The 14419-nt window shown below is 73.7% G+C and carries 11 protein-coding genes and 1 pseudogene; 3 read left to right on the forward strand and 9 right to left on the reverse strand.

Annotation, left to right across the window (positions count from 1 at the left end):
• Positions 1 to 23: 23 nt before the first annotated feature.
• On the reverse strand, positions 24 to 1064 hold the full coding sequence (locus AB0K65_RS04880) for an LCP family protein (RefSeq protein ID WP_365714298.1): 1041 nt from the start codon (positions 1062 to 1064) through the stop codon (positions 24 to 26).
• Between the two features lie 588 nt (positions 1065 to 1652).
• On the opposite strand from AB0K65_RS04880, the gene AB0K65_RS04885 reads away from it, so the two are divergent.
• Together AB0K65_RS04885 and AB0K65_RS04890 are read left to right on the forward strand one after the other, a co-directional pair.
• The gene (locus AB0K65_RS04885; RefSeq protein ID WP_365714520.1) at positions 1653 to 1883 is read left to right on the forward strand and encodes a chaplin; all 231 of its coding nucleotides are present in this window, start codon (positions 1653 to 1655) and stop codon (positions 1881 to 1883) included.
• A 408-nt stretch (positions 1884 to 2291) separates the two neighbouring features.
• A pseudogene (locus tag AB0K65_RS04890) lies at positions 2292 to 3134 on the forward strand (glycosyl hydrolase); the annotation flags it as partial.
• Between the two features lie 888 nt (positions 3135 to 4022).
• Here the strand turns inward: AB0K65_RS04890 and AB0K65_RS04895 are convergent.
• The 8 genes from AB0K65_RS04895 to AB0K65_RS04930 form a co-directional block, all read right to left on the reverse strand.
• Entirely contained in the window at positions 4023 to 5171 is a 1149-nt protein-coding gene (locus tag AB0K65_RS04895; RefSeq protein WP_365714299.1) for a GNAT family N-acetyltransferase, read from the reverse strand.
• Positions 5168 to 5890, reverse strand: a complete 723-nt coding sequence (locus AB0K65_RS04900) for a lipopolysaccharide biosynthesis protein (protein WP_365714300.1) — start codon at positions 5888 to 5890, stop codon at positions 5168 to 5170. Before AB0K65_RS04900 ends, AB0K65_RS04895 begins: the two co-directional genes overlap by 4 nt.
• Positions 5887 to 7032: a glycosyltransferase gene (locus tag AB0K65_RS04905; protein WP_365714301.1), complete on the reverse strand. Its 1146-nt coding sequence runs from the start codon at positions 7030 to 7032 to the stop codon at positions 5887 to 5889. The genes AB0K65_RS04900 and AB0K65_RS04905 overlap by 4 nt, the downstream gene beginning before the upstream one ends.
• Positions 7029 to 7877 carry a polysaccharide deacetylase family protein gene (locus AB0K65_RS04910; protein ID WP_365714302.1) on the reverse strand — a complete coding sequence of 283 codons (849 nt, stop codon included), beginning with the start codon at positions 7875 to 7877 and terminating at the stop codon, positions 7029 to 7031. The genes AB0K65_RS04905 and AB0K65_RS04910 overlap by 4 nt, the downstream gene beginning before the upstream one ends.
• Positions 7774 to 9474 (reverse strand): lipid II flippase MurJ, encoded by a 1701-nt coding sequence (locus tag AB0K65_RS04915; protein WP_365714521.1) that lies wholly within the window; start codon positions 9472 to 9474, stop codon positions 7774 to 7776. Before AB0K65_RS04915 ends, AB0K65_RS04910 begins: the two co-directional genes overlap by 104 nt.
• 289 nt (positions 9475 to 9763) lie before the next feature.
• Complete coding sequence (locus AB0K65_RS04920) at positions 9764 to 11074, reverse strand: O-antigen ligase family protein (RefSeq protein WP_365714303.1); 1311 nt, start codon at positions 11072 to 11074, stop codon at positions 9764 to 9766.
• Positions 11075 to 11076: 2 nt separating this feature from the next.
• On the reverse strand, positions 11077 to 12531 hold the full coding sequence (locus AB0K65_RS04925) for a sugar transferase (RefSeq protein ID WP_365714304.1): 1455 nt from the start codon (positions 12529 to 12531) through the stop codon (positions 11077 to 11079).
• A complete protein-coding gene (locus tag AB0K65_RS04930) occupies positions 12528 to 13682 on the reverse strand; it encodes a glycosyltransferase (protein WP_365714305.1) in 1155 nt (384 codons plus the stop codon). The genes AB0K65_RS04925 and AB0K65_RS04930 overlap by 4 nt, the downstream gene beginning before the upstream one ends.
• Before the next feature lie 469 nt (positions 13683 to 14151).
• Here AB0K65_RS04930 and AB0K65_RS04935 point away from each other — a divergent pair, with 469 nt between their 5' ends.
• The gene (locus AB0K65_RS04935) at positions 14152 to 14391 is read left to right on the forward strand and encodes a chaplin (protein WP_365714306.1); all 240 of its coding nucleotides are present in this window, start codon (positions 14152 to 14154) and stop codon (positions 14389 to 14391) included.
• Positions 14392 to 14419 lie beyond the last annotated feature (28 nt).

The raw sequence follows: 14419 nt of genomic DNA on the forward strand, positions 1-14419 counted from the left end.
CCGGGGCGGCGGCGTGCCGTGACTCACGGGGCGCAGAGGAGCGAGGCGCCGCCGGTCGGCCGGTACTCCCCGAGGCCCTGCGGGATGGTGCTCGTCGGTGTGGTGGCGGCCTTCGGCAACGGCTGGTCCGTGCGCAGCCGCTCGAAGATCTCGGCGGCCTGCTCCTCGTTCCAGACGACGGTGGACCCCGCGCCGGCGACGTCCTTGAATCCGGCGACGGGGACCGTCGCGAACTCCGTACGCGACGGGGTGAGGTCCCGCAGCCGAACGGCGAGCGTCAGCATGTCGGTGACGGACAGACCGCGCTCCACTTCCGCCGTACCGCGCAGGGTCGACGCGAACGTCCGCAGGGCGTCGGGGTCCCGCAGCAGGTCCGTGCGTACCTTCCGCAGGGTGTTGACGAAGAACTGCTGCTGCTTCTGCATGCGGCCGAAGTCCATCTTCCCGTCGGCACGCCGGGAGCGGACGAACTGGAGGGCCTCGCCGCCCGCCACCCTCGTCGTGCCGGGCGGGAGGTCGAGCCCGGTGACGGGGTCCTTGAGCGGCACCTTGGTGCAGACCGGCACACCGTTCTCCAGGCGGTTCACCCCGTCCATGAACCGCCGGAAGTCGATCTCGAGATAGCGGTGGACCGGGGTGCCCGTCATCCGTTCGACGGTCTCGACGGTGAAGGCCGGGCCGCCCTCCGTGTGGGCGGCGTTGATCTTCGCCGGGTGGGCCCCGTGCTCGGCGCCGGTCCGCTGGTCGTAGTGACCCGCGCGGAAGGCGGTGAGCGAGTCGCGGGGCAGGCTGACCACGCTGACCCGGTCGTTCTTGGCGGAGATGTGCACCAGCATCATCACGTCGGTGCAGTCGCACCCCGTGCCGCCGAGATGGTGCTTCGCCTTCTCCTGCGCGGTGACGCCCTGACGGCTGTCGACGCCCGTCACGAGGATGTTGAGGCCGTCGGCCGGGGACGGCAGGGCGGCGGGGGCGGCGGCGAGCGCGCCCGAACCGAGGGCGAGGAGCGCCGCCGAGGCGAGCACCAGCCGCCGTGGACGCGTGAGTCTTTTCCTGACGGGCACGGGCGGACACCACCGGGGCTAGGGAATGGGCGACGCCCGCACGGTAAATCGAAAACCGTCGCACACAGGTACGCGACGCGACATGGTCGGGACGAATCACTCTCCTGCGTGGCCTGTGGAATGATACGGGGACCGCAGTGGATGGGAGGAGACGATGGCACCCGATCCCGGAAAATGGGAACGGATGGCCTTCATTCCGAAGAGCCGTTATGTGGCGGAGCCGCCGCCTGCCGACCGGAGTCCATTCCCCGTCTATTCCTCGATGGTTCAGCGATGGTCCCGCGCCGGCCGCACGGTACCCGGAATCCCGGACCAGGAGTGGGAACGCCTCACGAAGACGCCGATCTGGCCGCGCTGAGCCCGTGCGAGGGGCCGTCGGCCCGGTGGCCCCTCCGTGCCGGACGTGCGGCGTCCGGCGGAATTCGAGGGGCGCGATGGAGTGAATATGGAGTTGCGGCGATTAGCCGGTTTCCTTTCTGCGGCATGGTCGTTGTCATGTGTGCAGCGGAGGCCGGGGGCATCGAATGCGCCCGTGCATCACGAAATCCGTGAAGAGTCTTCCGCCGTAGAAAGGATCCAGACGAAATGATGGGTAAGAAGGCTGCGGTCGTCGTCGCCGGAATCGTCATGGCCATGGGTGCGGCGTCGCCCGCCTTCGCGGACTCGGAGGCCCACGGTGCGGCCGTCGGGTCGCCGGGCCTGCTCTCGGGCAACGTCATCCAGGCCCCGATCCACATCCCGGTCAACGCCTGCGGCAACAGCATCAACGTCATCGGCCTGATCAACCCGGCCTTCGGCAACGCCTGCATCAACGCCTGACATCGCGCGCCCCGCTGCGGGCGCGCCGAGGGGCCGGTCCCGCGAGATGTCCACGACGTCTCCCGGAACCGGCCTTTCTCATGCCCGGATGCAAGGCGCCACTCACGGCGTGTGCCCCAACCGGGGGTTGAAATACCCCAACGGACTACGGATCAGTTCCTCTCCGCGTTCACGGTCGGCTCATTAGGAATACTTTCTGAGTATCTGACTGACGGACCATCAAATGGTGCAGGACGTGAAGGAGTGACCATGGGCGACCGGAAGCGGAAGACTTCGAGTGTGTGGCTGGGGGTGTTCACCGCCGGCCTCCTCGCATCGGGCTCAGTCGTGCTGTCCTCTCCCGCTTTCGCCGCCGCCGATCCCGCGACGGCGAAGGCCAAGGGGCCCGAACCGGCTCTGTCCGACGCGATGGGCGCGTTCCTCGAATCGGGTCCGGTCGGAGTCGGCCGGATCGCCCAGCTGGAAAGGTGGCTCGGCGGACGCGAGCTGCGGGTCGGTCACACCTACCTCCCCGGTGACCTCTGGTCGAACATCGAGGGCCCCCCTGGCTTCCTGAACGCCTGGGCGGACTGGCGCAACGAGCGGGAGGACCGGCTCTTCGTCCTCAACGTGCCGATGCTCGAGCGCAACGAGGCCGGTGTCTCCGACCAGGAGGTCCGCCGGCAGCTCCAGCTCGGCGCGGCGGGCCACTACGACCACCACTTCCGCACGCTGGCCGAACGCCTGGTCGACATGAAGGCGACCGACACCGTCATCGTCCTCGGCTGGGAGATGAACGGCGTCACCTACACGCACCGGTGCGCGCCGGATCCCGCGGCGTGGAAGAAGTACTGGACCCGGATCGTCACCACCATGCGCTCCGTGCCCGGCCAGAAGTTCCGTTTCGACTTCAATCCGAGCCGCGGCACGGACGCCATTCCGTGGACGCAGTGCTATCCGGGTGACGACGTCGTCGACATCATCGGCATGGACTCGTACGACCAGCCGTCGGGTTCCCGATTCGACGAGCACGTGACGGAGCCGTACGGGCTGCAGAAGCAGGTGGATTTCGCGGCCGAGCACGGCAAGGCGATCTCCTATCCCGAATGGGGGCTCTTCCGGAACGGCGACAACGCCGAATACATGCGGCGGATGCTCGAGTGGATGGACGAGCACAAGCCGCTGTACCACACGATCACGGACTACTGCCCGCACGGTGTCTGGCAGTGCGGCAACAACCCGAAGTCGTCCGAGGTCTTCCGGAAGATGCTGTACGGGACGAATCCGCAGGAGCCCGAGGTGCCGACCGGACCCGAGGCGCCGGAGCCCCCCGAGGTCCCCGAGATCCCGGAGGCTCCCGAGCCGCCTGAGGCACCTGAGGTTCCCGAGATCCCGGAGTGGCCGGAGTGGCCGGACTTCCCGGAGTGGCCCGACTTCCCCGAGGACCCGGACTTCCCGGACCCCGAGGACCCGGAGTTCCCCGAGTTCCCGGAAGACCCGGAGTTCCCCGAGCCGGCCGACCCCGACGTGCCGAAGGCACCCGAGCCGAAGCCTGAGGTTCCGCCGAAGACCGAGCCGAAGCCGGAGGTTCCGCCGAAGGTCGAGCCGAAGCCGGAGCCCGCGCCGGAGGTTCCGCCGAAGGTCGAGCCGAAGCCGGAGCCCGCGCCTGAGGTGCCGCCGAAGGTCGAGCCGAAGCCGGAGGTGCCGCCGAAGGCCGAGCCGAAGCCGGAGCCCGCGCCCGAGGTTCCGCCGAAGGTCGAGCCGAAGCCGGAGGTGCCGCCGAAGGCCGAGCCGAAGCCCGAGGTCCCCCCGAAGGCCGAGCCCGCACCCGAGGTGCCGCCGAAGGCCGAGCCCGCGCCCGAGGTCCCCCCGAAGGCCGAGCCGAAGCCCGAGCCCCAGCCCCAGGTTCCGCCTAAGGCCGAGCCGAAGCCCCAGGTCCCCCCGAAGCCTCTGCCGCAGCCGCAGCCGGTTCCCCAGCCCGCTCCCGCACCCGAGTGCTGGGCTCTGGACCTCGGCTCGTGGGTGGAGAGCTGGATCGGTGGCCCCGTCTGCGTCCCCAAGGACGGCTGGAAGGCCTCCGTGAAGATCGACTGGGCGGGTGTCGTGAACGGCGCCTGGCCGTTCTGACCCGTCACCGACTCCCCACGGCGGCGGAGGAGATCATCCTCCGCCGCCGTTCGTCCGCCCCCGCAGCCGCCGCACCGCCCGGCCCAGCCACTCCCGCTCCCGTGCCTGCCGGGCCGCCCAGCGCCGGCCGTCCGCGGCGCCCGCCCGCAGCCACAGCAGCGGGGCCGTCGCCGGACCGGTCATCATCAGACGCTGGTTGGGGACGGTCTCGGGCCGCCAGTGAAGCTTGTACGGTTCGGTGCCCCGGAGCATGCTCAGCGTCGAGCGGCCGCTCGCACTGGTCTGACGCGATCCGTGCCGCAGCAGCATCGTCGCCACGTCGACCTTCCGGGCGCGCAGCTCGGGATCGGCGCCGTACAGGTAACCTCCGGCGAGGCGGGGTGACATCAGGGTGAGATCGGTGGCCACCACGTCACCGGCCAGCCGGAACTCGGTCACCATCGCGTCCCCCCGCTCGACCATGGGCCGGACGGCCCGCGCCAGGTGCTGGGCGAACCGGTCGCTGGTGTGCTCCGCGGTCACCCCCCGTCCGCGCCACTGGAGCCGGTGCAGCCTCAGGAGCTGCTCCAGGGCCGCCGGGACCTCCTCGCCGCTCACGATCCGTTCGTCGATCCCCAGCGCGTCCAGCTTCCGCAGCTTGGCGCGCACGCGCTGAGCCTTGCCCGAAGGGATCCGTGCCAGCAGGGCGTCCATCGGCACCGCCGGCAGCTCGAGACAGAGCGAGTCGGCCAGCCGCCGACGCGGGCCGCGCCAGCGGGCGTGGACCCGCTCGGCCGCCGCACCCGGTCGCACCTCGCGCAGGTCGATCACCGCGCCCCGCGCCACGCGGGCCAGCGTCTCGGCCAGGGCGGCCGCGGCCTCGGGGCAGGCGTCGTCGAGGAGGACGTCGGTGAAGTCGGTGATCGTGCCGCCGAGCTGGGTGAGGACCGGCAGCGGGCCGGGGGCGCGCATCAGAGGCGCCGCCGCCACCAGTTCGCCGTCCTCCCGCCGCACGAGGACCACGCGCAGCGCCCCGGGTCTGCCGTACGACAGCCACCAGGAGTGCAGCCACGAGTGGGACTGGAACGGGGTCGCCGTGGAACAGCGGGCGTACAACGACGTCCACCGCTCGCCGAGCCGGCCGAACTCCGCGCCGTCGCGGCAGACCTCGCCGCGCAGACCGTGCGCGGCGCCGGCGGTCACACCGCCTCCGGTTCCGGCCGGCGCGCGTCCGCCGGCACGGACGCGGGCGACGACGAGGCCGACGACCCGGACGACGGCGACGAGGCCGCGGCCGGGCCCGGGACCGGTGCCGAGGGCTGCTGCTGCCGGGTGGAGCCGGCCTCCGCGCGGACGCCGCGCCGGGGGCGGACGAGCAGCGCCAGGCCGCCGAGCAGCCCGCCCGCGGAGCCGCCGACCAGCGCCGAGAGCGGCGCGGACGGCGAGACGGGGGCAGCGGGCTTGGTCGCGCGGGAGAACTGCACGACCTTCACGCCCGTGCTGGCGGAGACGTGCGTGCTGTTGAGGACCAGCGCGCGGGCGACGCCGTCGGCCATGGCCACCGCCTTGGCGGGCTTGGCCGCCCGCGCGGTGATGGAGATCATCGGCGCGTCCGGGGAGGTGGCGGTCTGCACGCCGGAGCGCAGCGTCGCGGCCGACACACCGGCCCACACCTGGGCGTCGCCGGTCACCGCGATGTCGGTGGCGACCCTGCCGTACGCCTGGGCGAACCCGAGGGCGGCCGCCGGGTCCGACTTCTCGCCGGGGACCACGATGACGTAGCTGGTCGCCGCGTACTGCGGGGTCTTCAGGGCGCCGTAGCCGCCGCCGAGGGTGGCGCCGACGAGGACGGAGGCGGGCAGCACCCACCACCGGCGCGGGGTGCGCAGGGTGTTTCTCAGGGCGGATCGTGACGGGTTCATCGGGCAGCTCGCTTAGCGGGAGGAGGGGTGCCGTGGACGGCCTGTTCGTAGAGGGACATCAACTGCCGGGCGCTGTGGGCGATGTCGTAGCGGTGTGCGGCGGCCGGCTGCGGCAGCCGGGCGAGGCGGGCGTCCCGGATCCCGCGCAGCGCGCTGATCAGCTCGGGGACGGACGGGCCGATCCGGCGGGCGCCGGGGGCGGCGTCGGGCGGCAGGTCGTCGATCGCCGGACAGGCCACGTACAGCGCCGGCAGCCCGGCGGCCAGAGCCTCGACGACCGCGAGCCCGAAGGTCTCGTCGGGGGAGGTGGAGACGAAGACGTCCATCGCGGCGAGCAGCGAGGGCAGGTCGGGCCGTTCGGCCCCCGCGGGCGGCGGGTCCTCGCACGCGCCCACGAGCAGCATCCGGTCGGCGGCCCCGCACTCGCGGCCCGCGGCGAGGAGCCGCTCCCGCTCCGGGCCCTCGCCGACGAGGAGCAGCCGCGCCTCCGGCACCGACGCCACCGCCCGTACGAGACGGTCGAAGCGTTTGCCGGGGGCGAGCCGCCCCACCCCGCCGACGACGAAGGCCCCGTCGGGAAGGCCGAGCGTCCTGCGGGTGAGGCGCCGGGCGTCCTCGGCGTAGCCGAAGCGGGCCGTCTCGATGCCGTTGGGAACGACGTGGATACGGGAGGGGGCCACACCCCATCCCTCCAGCCGGCGGGCGACACTCGGCGAGACGGCGACCGTGGCGGTCCCGAGCCGTTCGGTCGCCCGGTAGAGCGCGCGGGTGCCGGTGGAGAGCGGCCGGCCCTCGATCTGGGTGTCACCGAGGGAGTGCTCGGTGGCGAGGACCGCGCGGACCCCGGCGAGGCGGGCGGCGATCCTGCCGTACACACAGGCGCGGTAGAGATGGGTGTGGACGAGATCGTAGCGGCCCTGGCGGACGATCCTGGTGAGGCGGGGCAGCGCGCCGAGGTCGCGGTTTCCGGCCATGCCCAGGTGGGTGACGGGCACGCCGTCCGCCTCGATGCCCCGGGCGACGGGCCCGGGGTGGGTGAGGGTGACGACCTCGCTGCGGGCCGGAAGGTGGCGCAGCATCAGCCGGAGCTGCTGCTCGGCGCCCCCGATGCCCAGTCCCGTGATGACGTGGAGAACCTTCATGACACGTCCGCCGAGGACCGCCGGGCGCTGTCGCCGCCCGGGACCTGCCGGCCGCCCCGGATGTCCCGGGCGGCCGTGGGTGACGTCAGGTCGGCCGGGTAGCGGCGGCGCAGGGGGTGCAGGGCCCGCTTGGCGGTGAGCCGCCAGGACGTGTCCTGGTCGTCGATGTGCACCCGCGGCAGCGCGTACACGCCGGTCAGCCGTCCGGGGTCGATGGCGCAGGCGTGGCCGTAGCCCGCTTCCCGCACCGCCCGGATCACCCGGGCGTCGACGTGGCCGTACGGGTAGCAGAAGCCGGCCACCGTCGCGCCGGTGATCTCCTCCAGAAGGGTGCGGCTGCGGCCGGTCTCGTCGGCCAGGGTCGCGTCGTCGGCGGCCGGGAGGGAGACGTGCCGCAGGCCGTGCGATCCGATCTCCATCCCGGCGTCGGCGATGCGCCGGATCCCGTCCTCGGTCAGCAGCGGCTTGCGCGGGCCCTCCTCGTCCCAGGCGTTCTCGCCGCCGAGACGGCCGGGCAGGACGTAGACGGTGGCCGTGAAGCGGTGGGCGCGCAGCAGAGGGAGGGCCGCGTCGAGGAAGTCGGCGTAACCGTCGTCGAAGGTGAGGCCGACCAGGCCCCTGGCGCGCCCGGCGGCGGTCGCCTCGAGCAGCTCACCTACCGAGACACCGCGCAGCCCCCGGTCGTTCAGCCAGTGCAGCTGCCGGGCGAAACGGACGGGGGAGACGGTCACCCGGTACGGATCATCCGGGACGTCCGCGATCGAGTGGTACATCGCCACCCACGGGGGCGGCTTCGGCAGCAGACGGCGAATCGCGGCGGCGCGGGGCGCCATGACAGCGGGCATGGGCGAGCCTTCGTGATGCGGTGCGGGTGAGGGGCGGGATATCCGGCGCATGGGCGGCGCAGGCGAGGAAGAGGAGGAAGACGCCGGTGGCGGTCAGGGCCGCGACGGCGAGGGAGAGGACCACCGGGGCGATGAGGACCGAGCAGAGCCAGCCGGCGGCCGTGGCCCAGGCGGCGGCGGTGGCCAGCCGCAGCAGACCCACGCCGAGGTGGCGCACGTGGACCGGGATGGACTGGCGGTGCGCCCCGGCCAGCAGCATCACGGCGGTCAGGGTGATGCCCAGCGCGTTGGCGGCGGCGATGCCGACGGCGCCCCACCGCGCCGCCGCCGGCACCCCGGCGGCGGCCGTGACGGCGAGCCCCGCGGCCATCGCGGCGGCCGGGTACCACAGGGGGCGGGCCGCGGAGAAGTAGCAGCGGACCAGCGTGCCGACCATCGTCTGGCCGAGCAGCCCGAGGGCGTAGACGCGCATCACGGCGGCGGTCGCGGTCGTGTCGTCGGTGTCGAACGCCCCCCGCTGGAAGAGGAGTTCGACGATCTGCGGCGCGGCGGCGATCACGATCGAGGCGCCGGTGAGGACCACGACGGCGGCGAGGAGCAGGTCCCGTTCGACGCGGCGGCGGGCGCCCTCGACGTCACCGGCGGCCATGGCGCGGGCGATGACCGGGAAGCTCACCGTGCAGAGCATCAGGGACAGGATCATCGGCATCTGCGCCACCTTCTGGGCGTAGTTCAGATGCGAGATGGCGCCGGAGGGCAGGGGCGAGGCGAGGAACCGCTCGACGAGGATCTGGGACTGGCGGGAGAGCGCGAAGGCGATGACCGGGGCGATCAGACCGAGCACGAGGAGCCGCCCGTCGGCCGGTACGGGCCCGGCGTGCCGCTCCTTCGGCGCCGGTCGCCGCCGCAGCTCTCTCAGCAGGAAGGGCGCTTGGACGAGCACCATCAGCGCGCCGCCGACGGCGACCCCGGCCGCCGCCGACCGGACGCCGAACGGTTCGCGGAGCAGGACGATCGTGCCGATGATCCCGACGTTGTACGCGACGTAGATGGCGGCCGGCGGCAGGAAGCGGCCGTGGGCGCGCAGGGCGGCCGAGCAGTAGCCGGCGAGGGCGAAGGTCAGCACGCAGGTGGCGGTCAGCCGGGTGCAGTCGACGGCGAGCCGGGGGTCGGGCAGCCCGGGGGCGAGGGCGGCGACGAGCAGCGGTGCGCCGAGGATCAGCAGCGCGGAGACGGCGCTGACGGTGAGCGCGAGCCGGGGAAGCGTGGAGCGCACGAGGGCATGGACGGGGTCGCCGGAGCGGCCGCCGCCGCGCCGGGCGAGGGCGCGGGCGAACGCGGGCACGAGGATGAGCGCCATCGCGTCCTCGATGAGCAGCGTCGAGGCGAACTCCGGCACGGTCCAGGCGATGAGGAAGGCGTCCGTCTCGGCACCCGCCCCGAAGTAGCGCGCCAGGATCTGGTCCCGGACCAGCCCCAGGACGGCCCCGGCGGCGGTCAGCCCCGCCGTGACCGCCGCCGCCCGCGCCAGGAACCGGCCGGACGCCGACCACGGCCGCGACCGCCGCCCCCTCCGGCCCCGGACCCGGCGGTGCACGCCGCCACGTCCCGCGCCCGGACGGGACGCGCTGCCGCTGAAGCCGGCGTCGCCGCCGCCGTCCGCGGCCCGCGCGGGTTCCCCGCCGCCCGGACGTGGCTCCCCGTCACCGGCCGCCCGCTCCGCGGCCCACGACGGCACGCGGGCCGCCGTGGCCACGGCCTGGGGCCGGCGCCCCAGCGGCTGTTCGGCGGGCGGGGGAGCGGCGGGCGGGGGAGCGGCGGCGCCGCTCCCCGGGCGTTCCGGCTGGCGGGACCCGTCCGTCGGCTCCGGCTCCCCGCGCCAGGGGTCACGCACGTCTCACCTCCGCCAGCGACCACCAGGCCGCCAGGCCGAGGACGACCGACATCAGCACCGTGGAAGGGCCGCCGATGTCCGCGTAGCAGAAGTCGATGAGCTGCCAGGACAGCAGCCCGGTCGCCACCAGCGCGCAGTCCGCGCCCCGCGACCGGCGCCGCAGCGCCCCGACGAGCAGCGCCGCCCAGCTGCCGGCCAGCGCCACCAGCCCCACCAGGCCCTGCTCGCTCAGCACCAGCAGGTACATGTTGTGCGGGGAGAGCAGCGGCTGGCGCTGGAACGCCGCTCCCGCGCCCGCCGTGTCGCTGCCCGAGGACAGCGCGACCGAGGCGTGCGAGTCGCGGTACTGCGGGAAGCCCTTCAGGCCCACCCCCGTCACCGGCTCCGACCGCCACATCCGCCCGGCCGCCGCCCACATCGTGTACCGGTCCGTCACCGACTGGTCCGGCGCCGCCGCCACCTGCGTGATGCTGGTGACCCGCTCCTTCACCATCGCCGAGCCGACCCCGAAGCCGCCGACCAGGACCACCCCGAGCGCGCCCGTCACGAGCGCCACCCGCCCGGCCCTCCGCAGCCCGGAGAGCAGCAGCTGCAGCGCGCACGCGAGCACGGTCGCGATCCACGCGCCCCGGCTGAACGACAGCGTCAGCGGCACGGCCAGCAGCCCCGCGCACACCACGGCGGCCGTCCGCGCCCGCCCCCGTCCGCTGCCCAGCGCGATCCCGGTGACGACGACGAGTCCGTACGAGACGACCGTCGCCATCCCCATCACGTCGGTCGGCCCGAAGGTCCCCACCGCCCGGACGTCCTCGCCCCTGTACGAGGCGCCCGTGCCGGTGAGGTACTGCGTCACGCCGACCGCGCCCTGAAGCAGCGCCAGGGCGACCAGCGCCCACGCGATCACGGCGAAGTCCCGCCGGTCGCGGATCGTCAGGAGCACGGCCGCCGGGACCAGGACGAAGATCTGGACGTAGCGGGCGACACCCGGCAGGCTCGCCGCCGGGTCGTGCGAGGTGATCGCGGCCAGACAGATCCCGAGGACCGGCAGGCCGAGCACGACCGCCGCGCCCCGGGTCAGCGGTCGCCGCCCGTCGCGCATCACCCGCACCAGGCAGATCAGTACGAGCAGTCCCGAGGCCGCGTCCGCGACCGTCCCCGTCCCCCCGGTCCCGCCCTCGGCGCCCCCGGCGGCCGGGACGAGCAGCAGCGCGATCACCAGCAGGACCGGGGAAAGCGCCACCGCCCTGCGCACCCCGTCGCGTACGCCGTCGAACGGGGGGACGACCGCCACGGCCGTCGCCATCATCAGCTCCCCGCCGGTCGCACGAGCCCGGCGGCGGTCCGCAGCAGGATGCGGACGTCCTGCCAGAGCGACCAGTGGTCGATGTAGTGGTTGTCGAACCGGCAGCGGTCCTCGATCGAGGTGTCACCGCGCAGCCCGTGGACCTGCGCGAGGCCGGTCAGCCCCACCGGCATCCGGTGGCGCGCGGCGTAGCCGACGTGGATGCGGCTGAACTGGGCGACGAAGTAGGGGCGCTCAGGGCGCGGCCCGACGAGACTCATGTCCCCGCGCAGCACGTTCCACAGCTGCGGCAGCTCGTCGAGGGAGGTGCGGCGGAGGAAGTTGCCGACCGCGCTCATCCGCCGGTCGTTGGCCACGCTCCACCGGGTCGCCGACTCCGCCTCGTCGGTCGGGCGCAGCGTGCGGAACTTCAGCAGCGTGAACAGCCGGCCGTTCTGTCCCACCCGTTCCTGCCGGAAGAGCACTCCGGGCCCGTCGGCCAGCCGCACGGCCAGCGCGCAGAGCAGCAGCACGGGCAGCGCCAGGGCCAGGGCGGGACCCGCCACGGCGAGGTCGAGCGCGCGCTTCGCGGTCAGCCCGCGCCGCTCGGACGGCGGCACGAGGCGACGGCAGCCGTACCCCCAGAGATGGTCGCTCATCGGCCCGTCCTGGCCCTCGCCGCCCACTCGCCAGGTCGTGCAGCCGTAGTGCTGGAAGAGCTTCACCAGGCCGGCGTCCTCGGTCAGGAACACCGCGTCCCGGACGGTGTTCTGGATGACCGCCCGATGGATCTCCTCCATGCTCGTCAGCACCGGGAGGCCCGGCTCCCCGGCCGGCTGCGGGGTCCCGCCGTCCTGCCGGCTGCCGACGATCCCGACCGGCCGGATCCCGTACTCCGGGTGCTGGCCGATCGTCGCCGCGAACCGGCGCGCAGCACCCGTCCCGCCGATCACCAGCGCCGAGCGCGGCTGCGCCCGGGACACCCGCCGCCGCCGGGCCCGGACCGTGCCGCGCACCGCGCACACCGTGGCGAGGTGCGTGGCGTACGCGGCACAGAGGGCGCCGGGACCGAGCGCGAGGGAGGGGGTGAACGCGGCGACGGCGGCGGCCCCCACGCACCAGGCGACCCCGGCACGCGCGGCGAGCGCGGGCACCTCGTCCAGGACGGCGGTGAGGGAGCCGGGCCGGTGCAGACCCGCGTACGAGTCGAGCGCGAGGACGCACCCGGCGACCAGCAGCACCAGCCGGACCGCGGGGTATGGAGCGGGCATCAGCCAGGCGGCGAGCAGCACGGCCAGGACGTCGGCCGCGATGAGCGGCACGGCGGTGAACCGCACCGGCGCGGGACGGCGCGGCGGGAGCGCCAGCCGGTCCGACGCGTCACGCGGCGGGGCGAGGGAGGCGAGACCGTGGGCGGCCTTGCGCGCCGAGGGCCAGGGGCCCGGCGAAGGAGGAACGCTCGTGCTTTCCGTAGTCACTGCGCAATCGGCTCTCTGTGCTCGGTGCACCGCACTCCGGCCAGCTCGCGGTACACGTCCGCGACGGCCGCGCCGGTGCGCCGCACATCGAATCTGCTGAGTACGTGCTCGTGGGCCTGGCGGCCCAGGGAGTGCCGCAGCTCCGGCCGGCCGAGAAGGCGGCCGATGGCGGCGGCGAGGGCGGCGGGGTCGTCCGGCGGGACCAGACACAGCGGTTCGTGCTCCGGCGGCAGGCTCTCGCGCGCCCCCGCCACGTCGCTGACGACCACCGGCCTGCCGCTCGCCATGGCCTCCAGCGGCGCCAGCGCCATGCCCTCCCAGCGGGACGGCAGGACGACGAGATCGGCCGCGCGGTACCAGGGGGCGATGTCGTCCACGGCGCCGACGAAGCGCACCGACTTCGGTGCCCGGCCGCGCAGCCGCGCGGCGTCCGGCCCGTCGCCGACGAGGACGAGCCGGGCCCGGGGGGCGTCGGCGAGGACGGCGGGCCAGGCGGCGAGGAGCACGTCCTGCCCCTTCTGCCGGCACAGCCGCCCGACGCAGACGACGAGGGGGCCCTCGCCCGGTTCCAGGGCGGGGAACCTCGCGGCGGCGGCCGCGAACCTGGCCGTGTCCACACCGTTGTGGACGACCGACCAGGCTCCCCGGACGCCCGCCTCCTCGCCGGTACGGCGCTCGGCCTCGCTGACGCAGACGATCCGGTGCGTCCAGCGCGCCGCCCAGCGCTCCCAGCGCCGGGCCAGGGCACCGACCGCGCCGTCGGCCGCCTCGAAGGACCAGGCGTGTGGCTGGTACACCGTCGGCACGCGTCCGCGCAGGGCGAGCCGCGCGCACAACCCGGCCTTGGCGCTGTGCGCGTGGACCAGCGAGGGGCCGACGCCGTGGATCAGCCGCGCGAGATCGCGGGTCTCCCGGACCAGCCCGGGGCCGGGCTCGCGCCCGGCCCGCCACGCGTGCACCGTGGCCCCTTCGGCGCGGACGGCGTTCGCGAGGGGCGTGCCGGGCGGACAGGCGACCGCCACCCGCATCCCCTGGCCGAGCTGCCCCCGGACCAGGTCCGTGACGACGCGGGCGACCCCGGCGTCACCGGGCTGGACCGCGTGCAGAACGGTGAACGCGGCGGAGGAATCCGATTCTCGTGAGGACCGCACGTCAGGACCGGACGGCGTTCGCGGAAAGGGCGCACAAAGCACCGCGGTGCGCGTCACGAACCGTTGAATTCCGCATACAGGTTCTCCGCTTTGATGAGAGGAGGAAGGGAAGACCCGTGAAGATCGGGAGAGAGGGAGATGTCGTCCGCACGAAATGGGTGAACGCGCGGCGGGACCGGAAGCAACGTTCGGGAACGTTATAACCCCGATGCCGGGCGATAGTAAGCATTAGATGCCCGGAAACGCTAACTCCCGTATCCGGGCGGCCGGTTCCTCGTTGAGCGTGTTGCGCCATTCCCGGCCCACTCCCCCAAATGGCCCTCCTATGGCCCAAAGATCGGTTGAACGTCACCCGTTCGGGAGCGCAACCAAAGAAATGGGTCCGCGTTGTTGAGGGAGTCGGGCGAAACCGTGCGCGAGCCGGTCGTCCGGTCCCCAGGTCGAGAAAACAATCGAGGAGCGCTTCCCCATGTCCCGTATCGCGAAGGCTGTAGTCCTGACCATCGGTGTCGCCGCGTCCGTCGCGGGTGCCACCGGTGTCGCCGCCGCCGACTCCGGCGCCGAGGGTGCCGCCCTGAACTCCCCGGGCGCCGTGTCCGGCAACGTCGTGCAGGTCCCGGTCCACGTGCCGATCAACCTCTGCGGCAACACCGTGAACGTCATCGGGCTCCTGAACCCGAGCTTCGGCAACACCTGCGCCAACGTCTGATCTCGCGCCCCGCATCGCGGTCCCTCCA

Source organism: Streptomyces sp. NPDC053755 (genome assembly GCF_040677675.1).
Classification (GTDB): Bacteria; Actinomycetota; Actinomycetes; order Streptomycetales; family Streptomycetaceae; genus Streptomyces.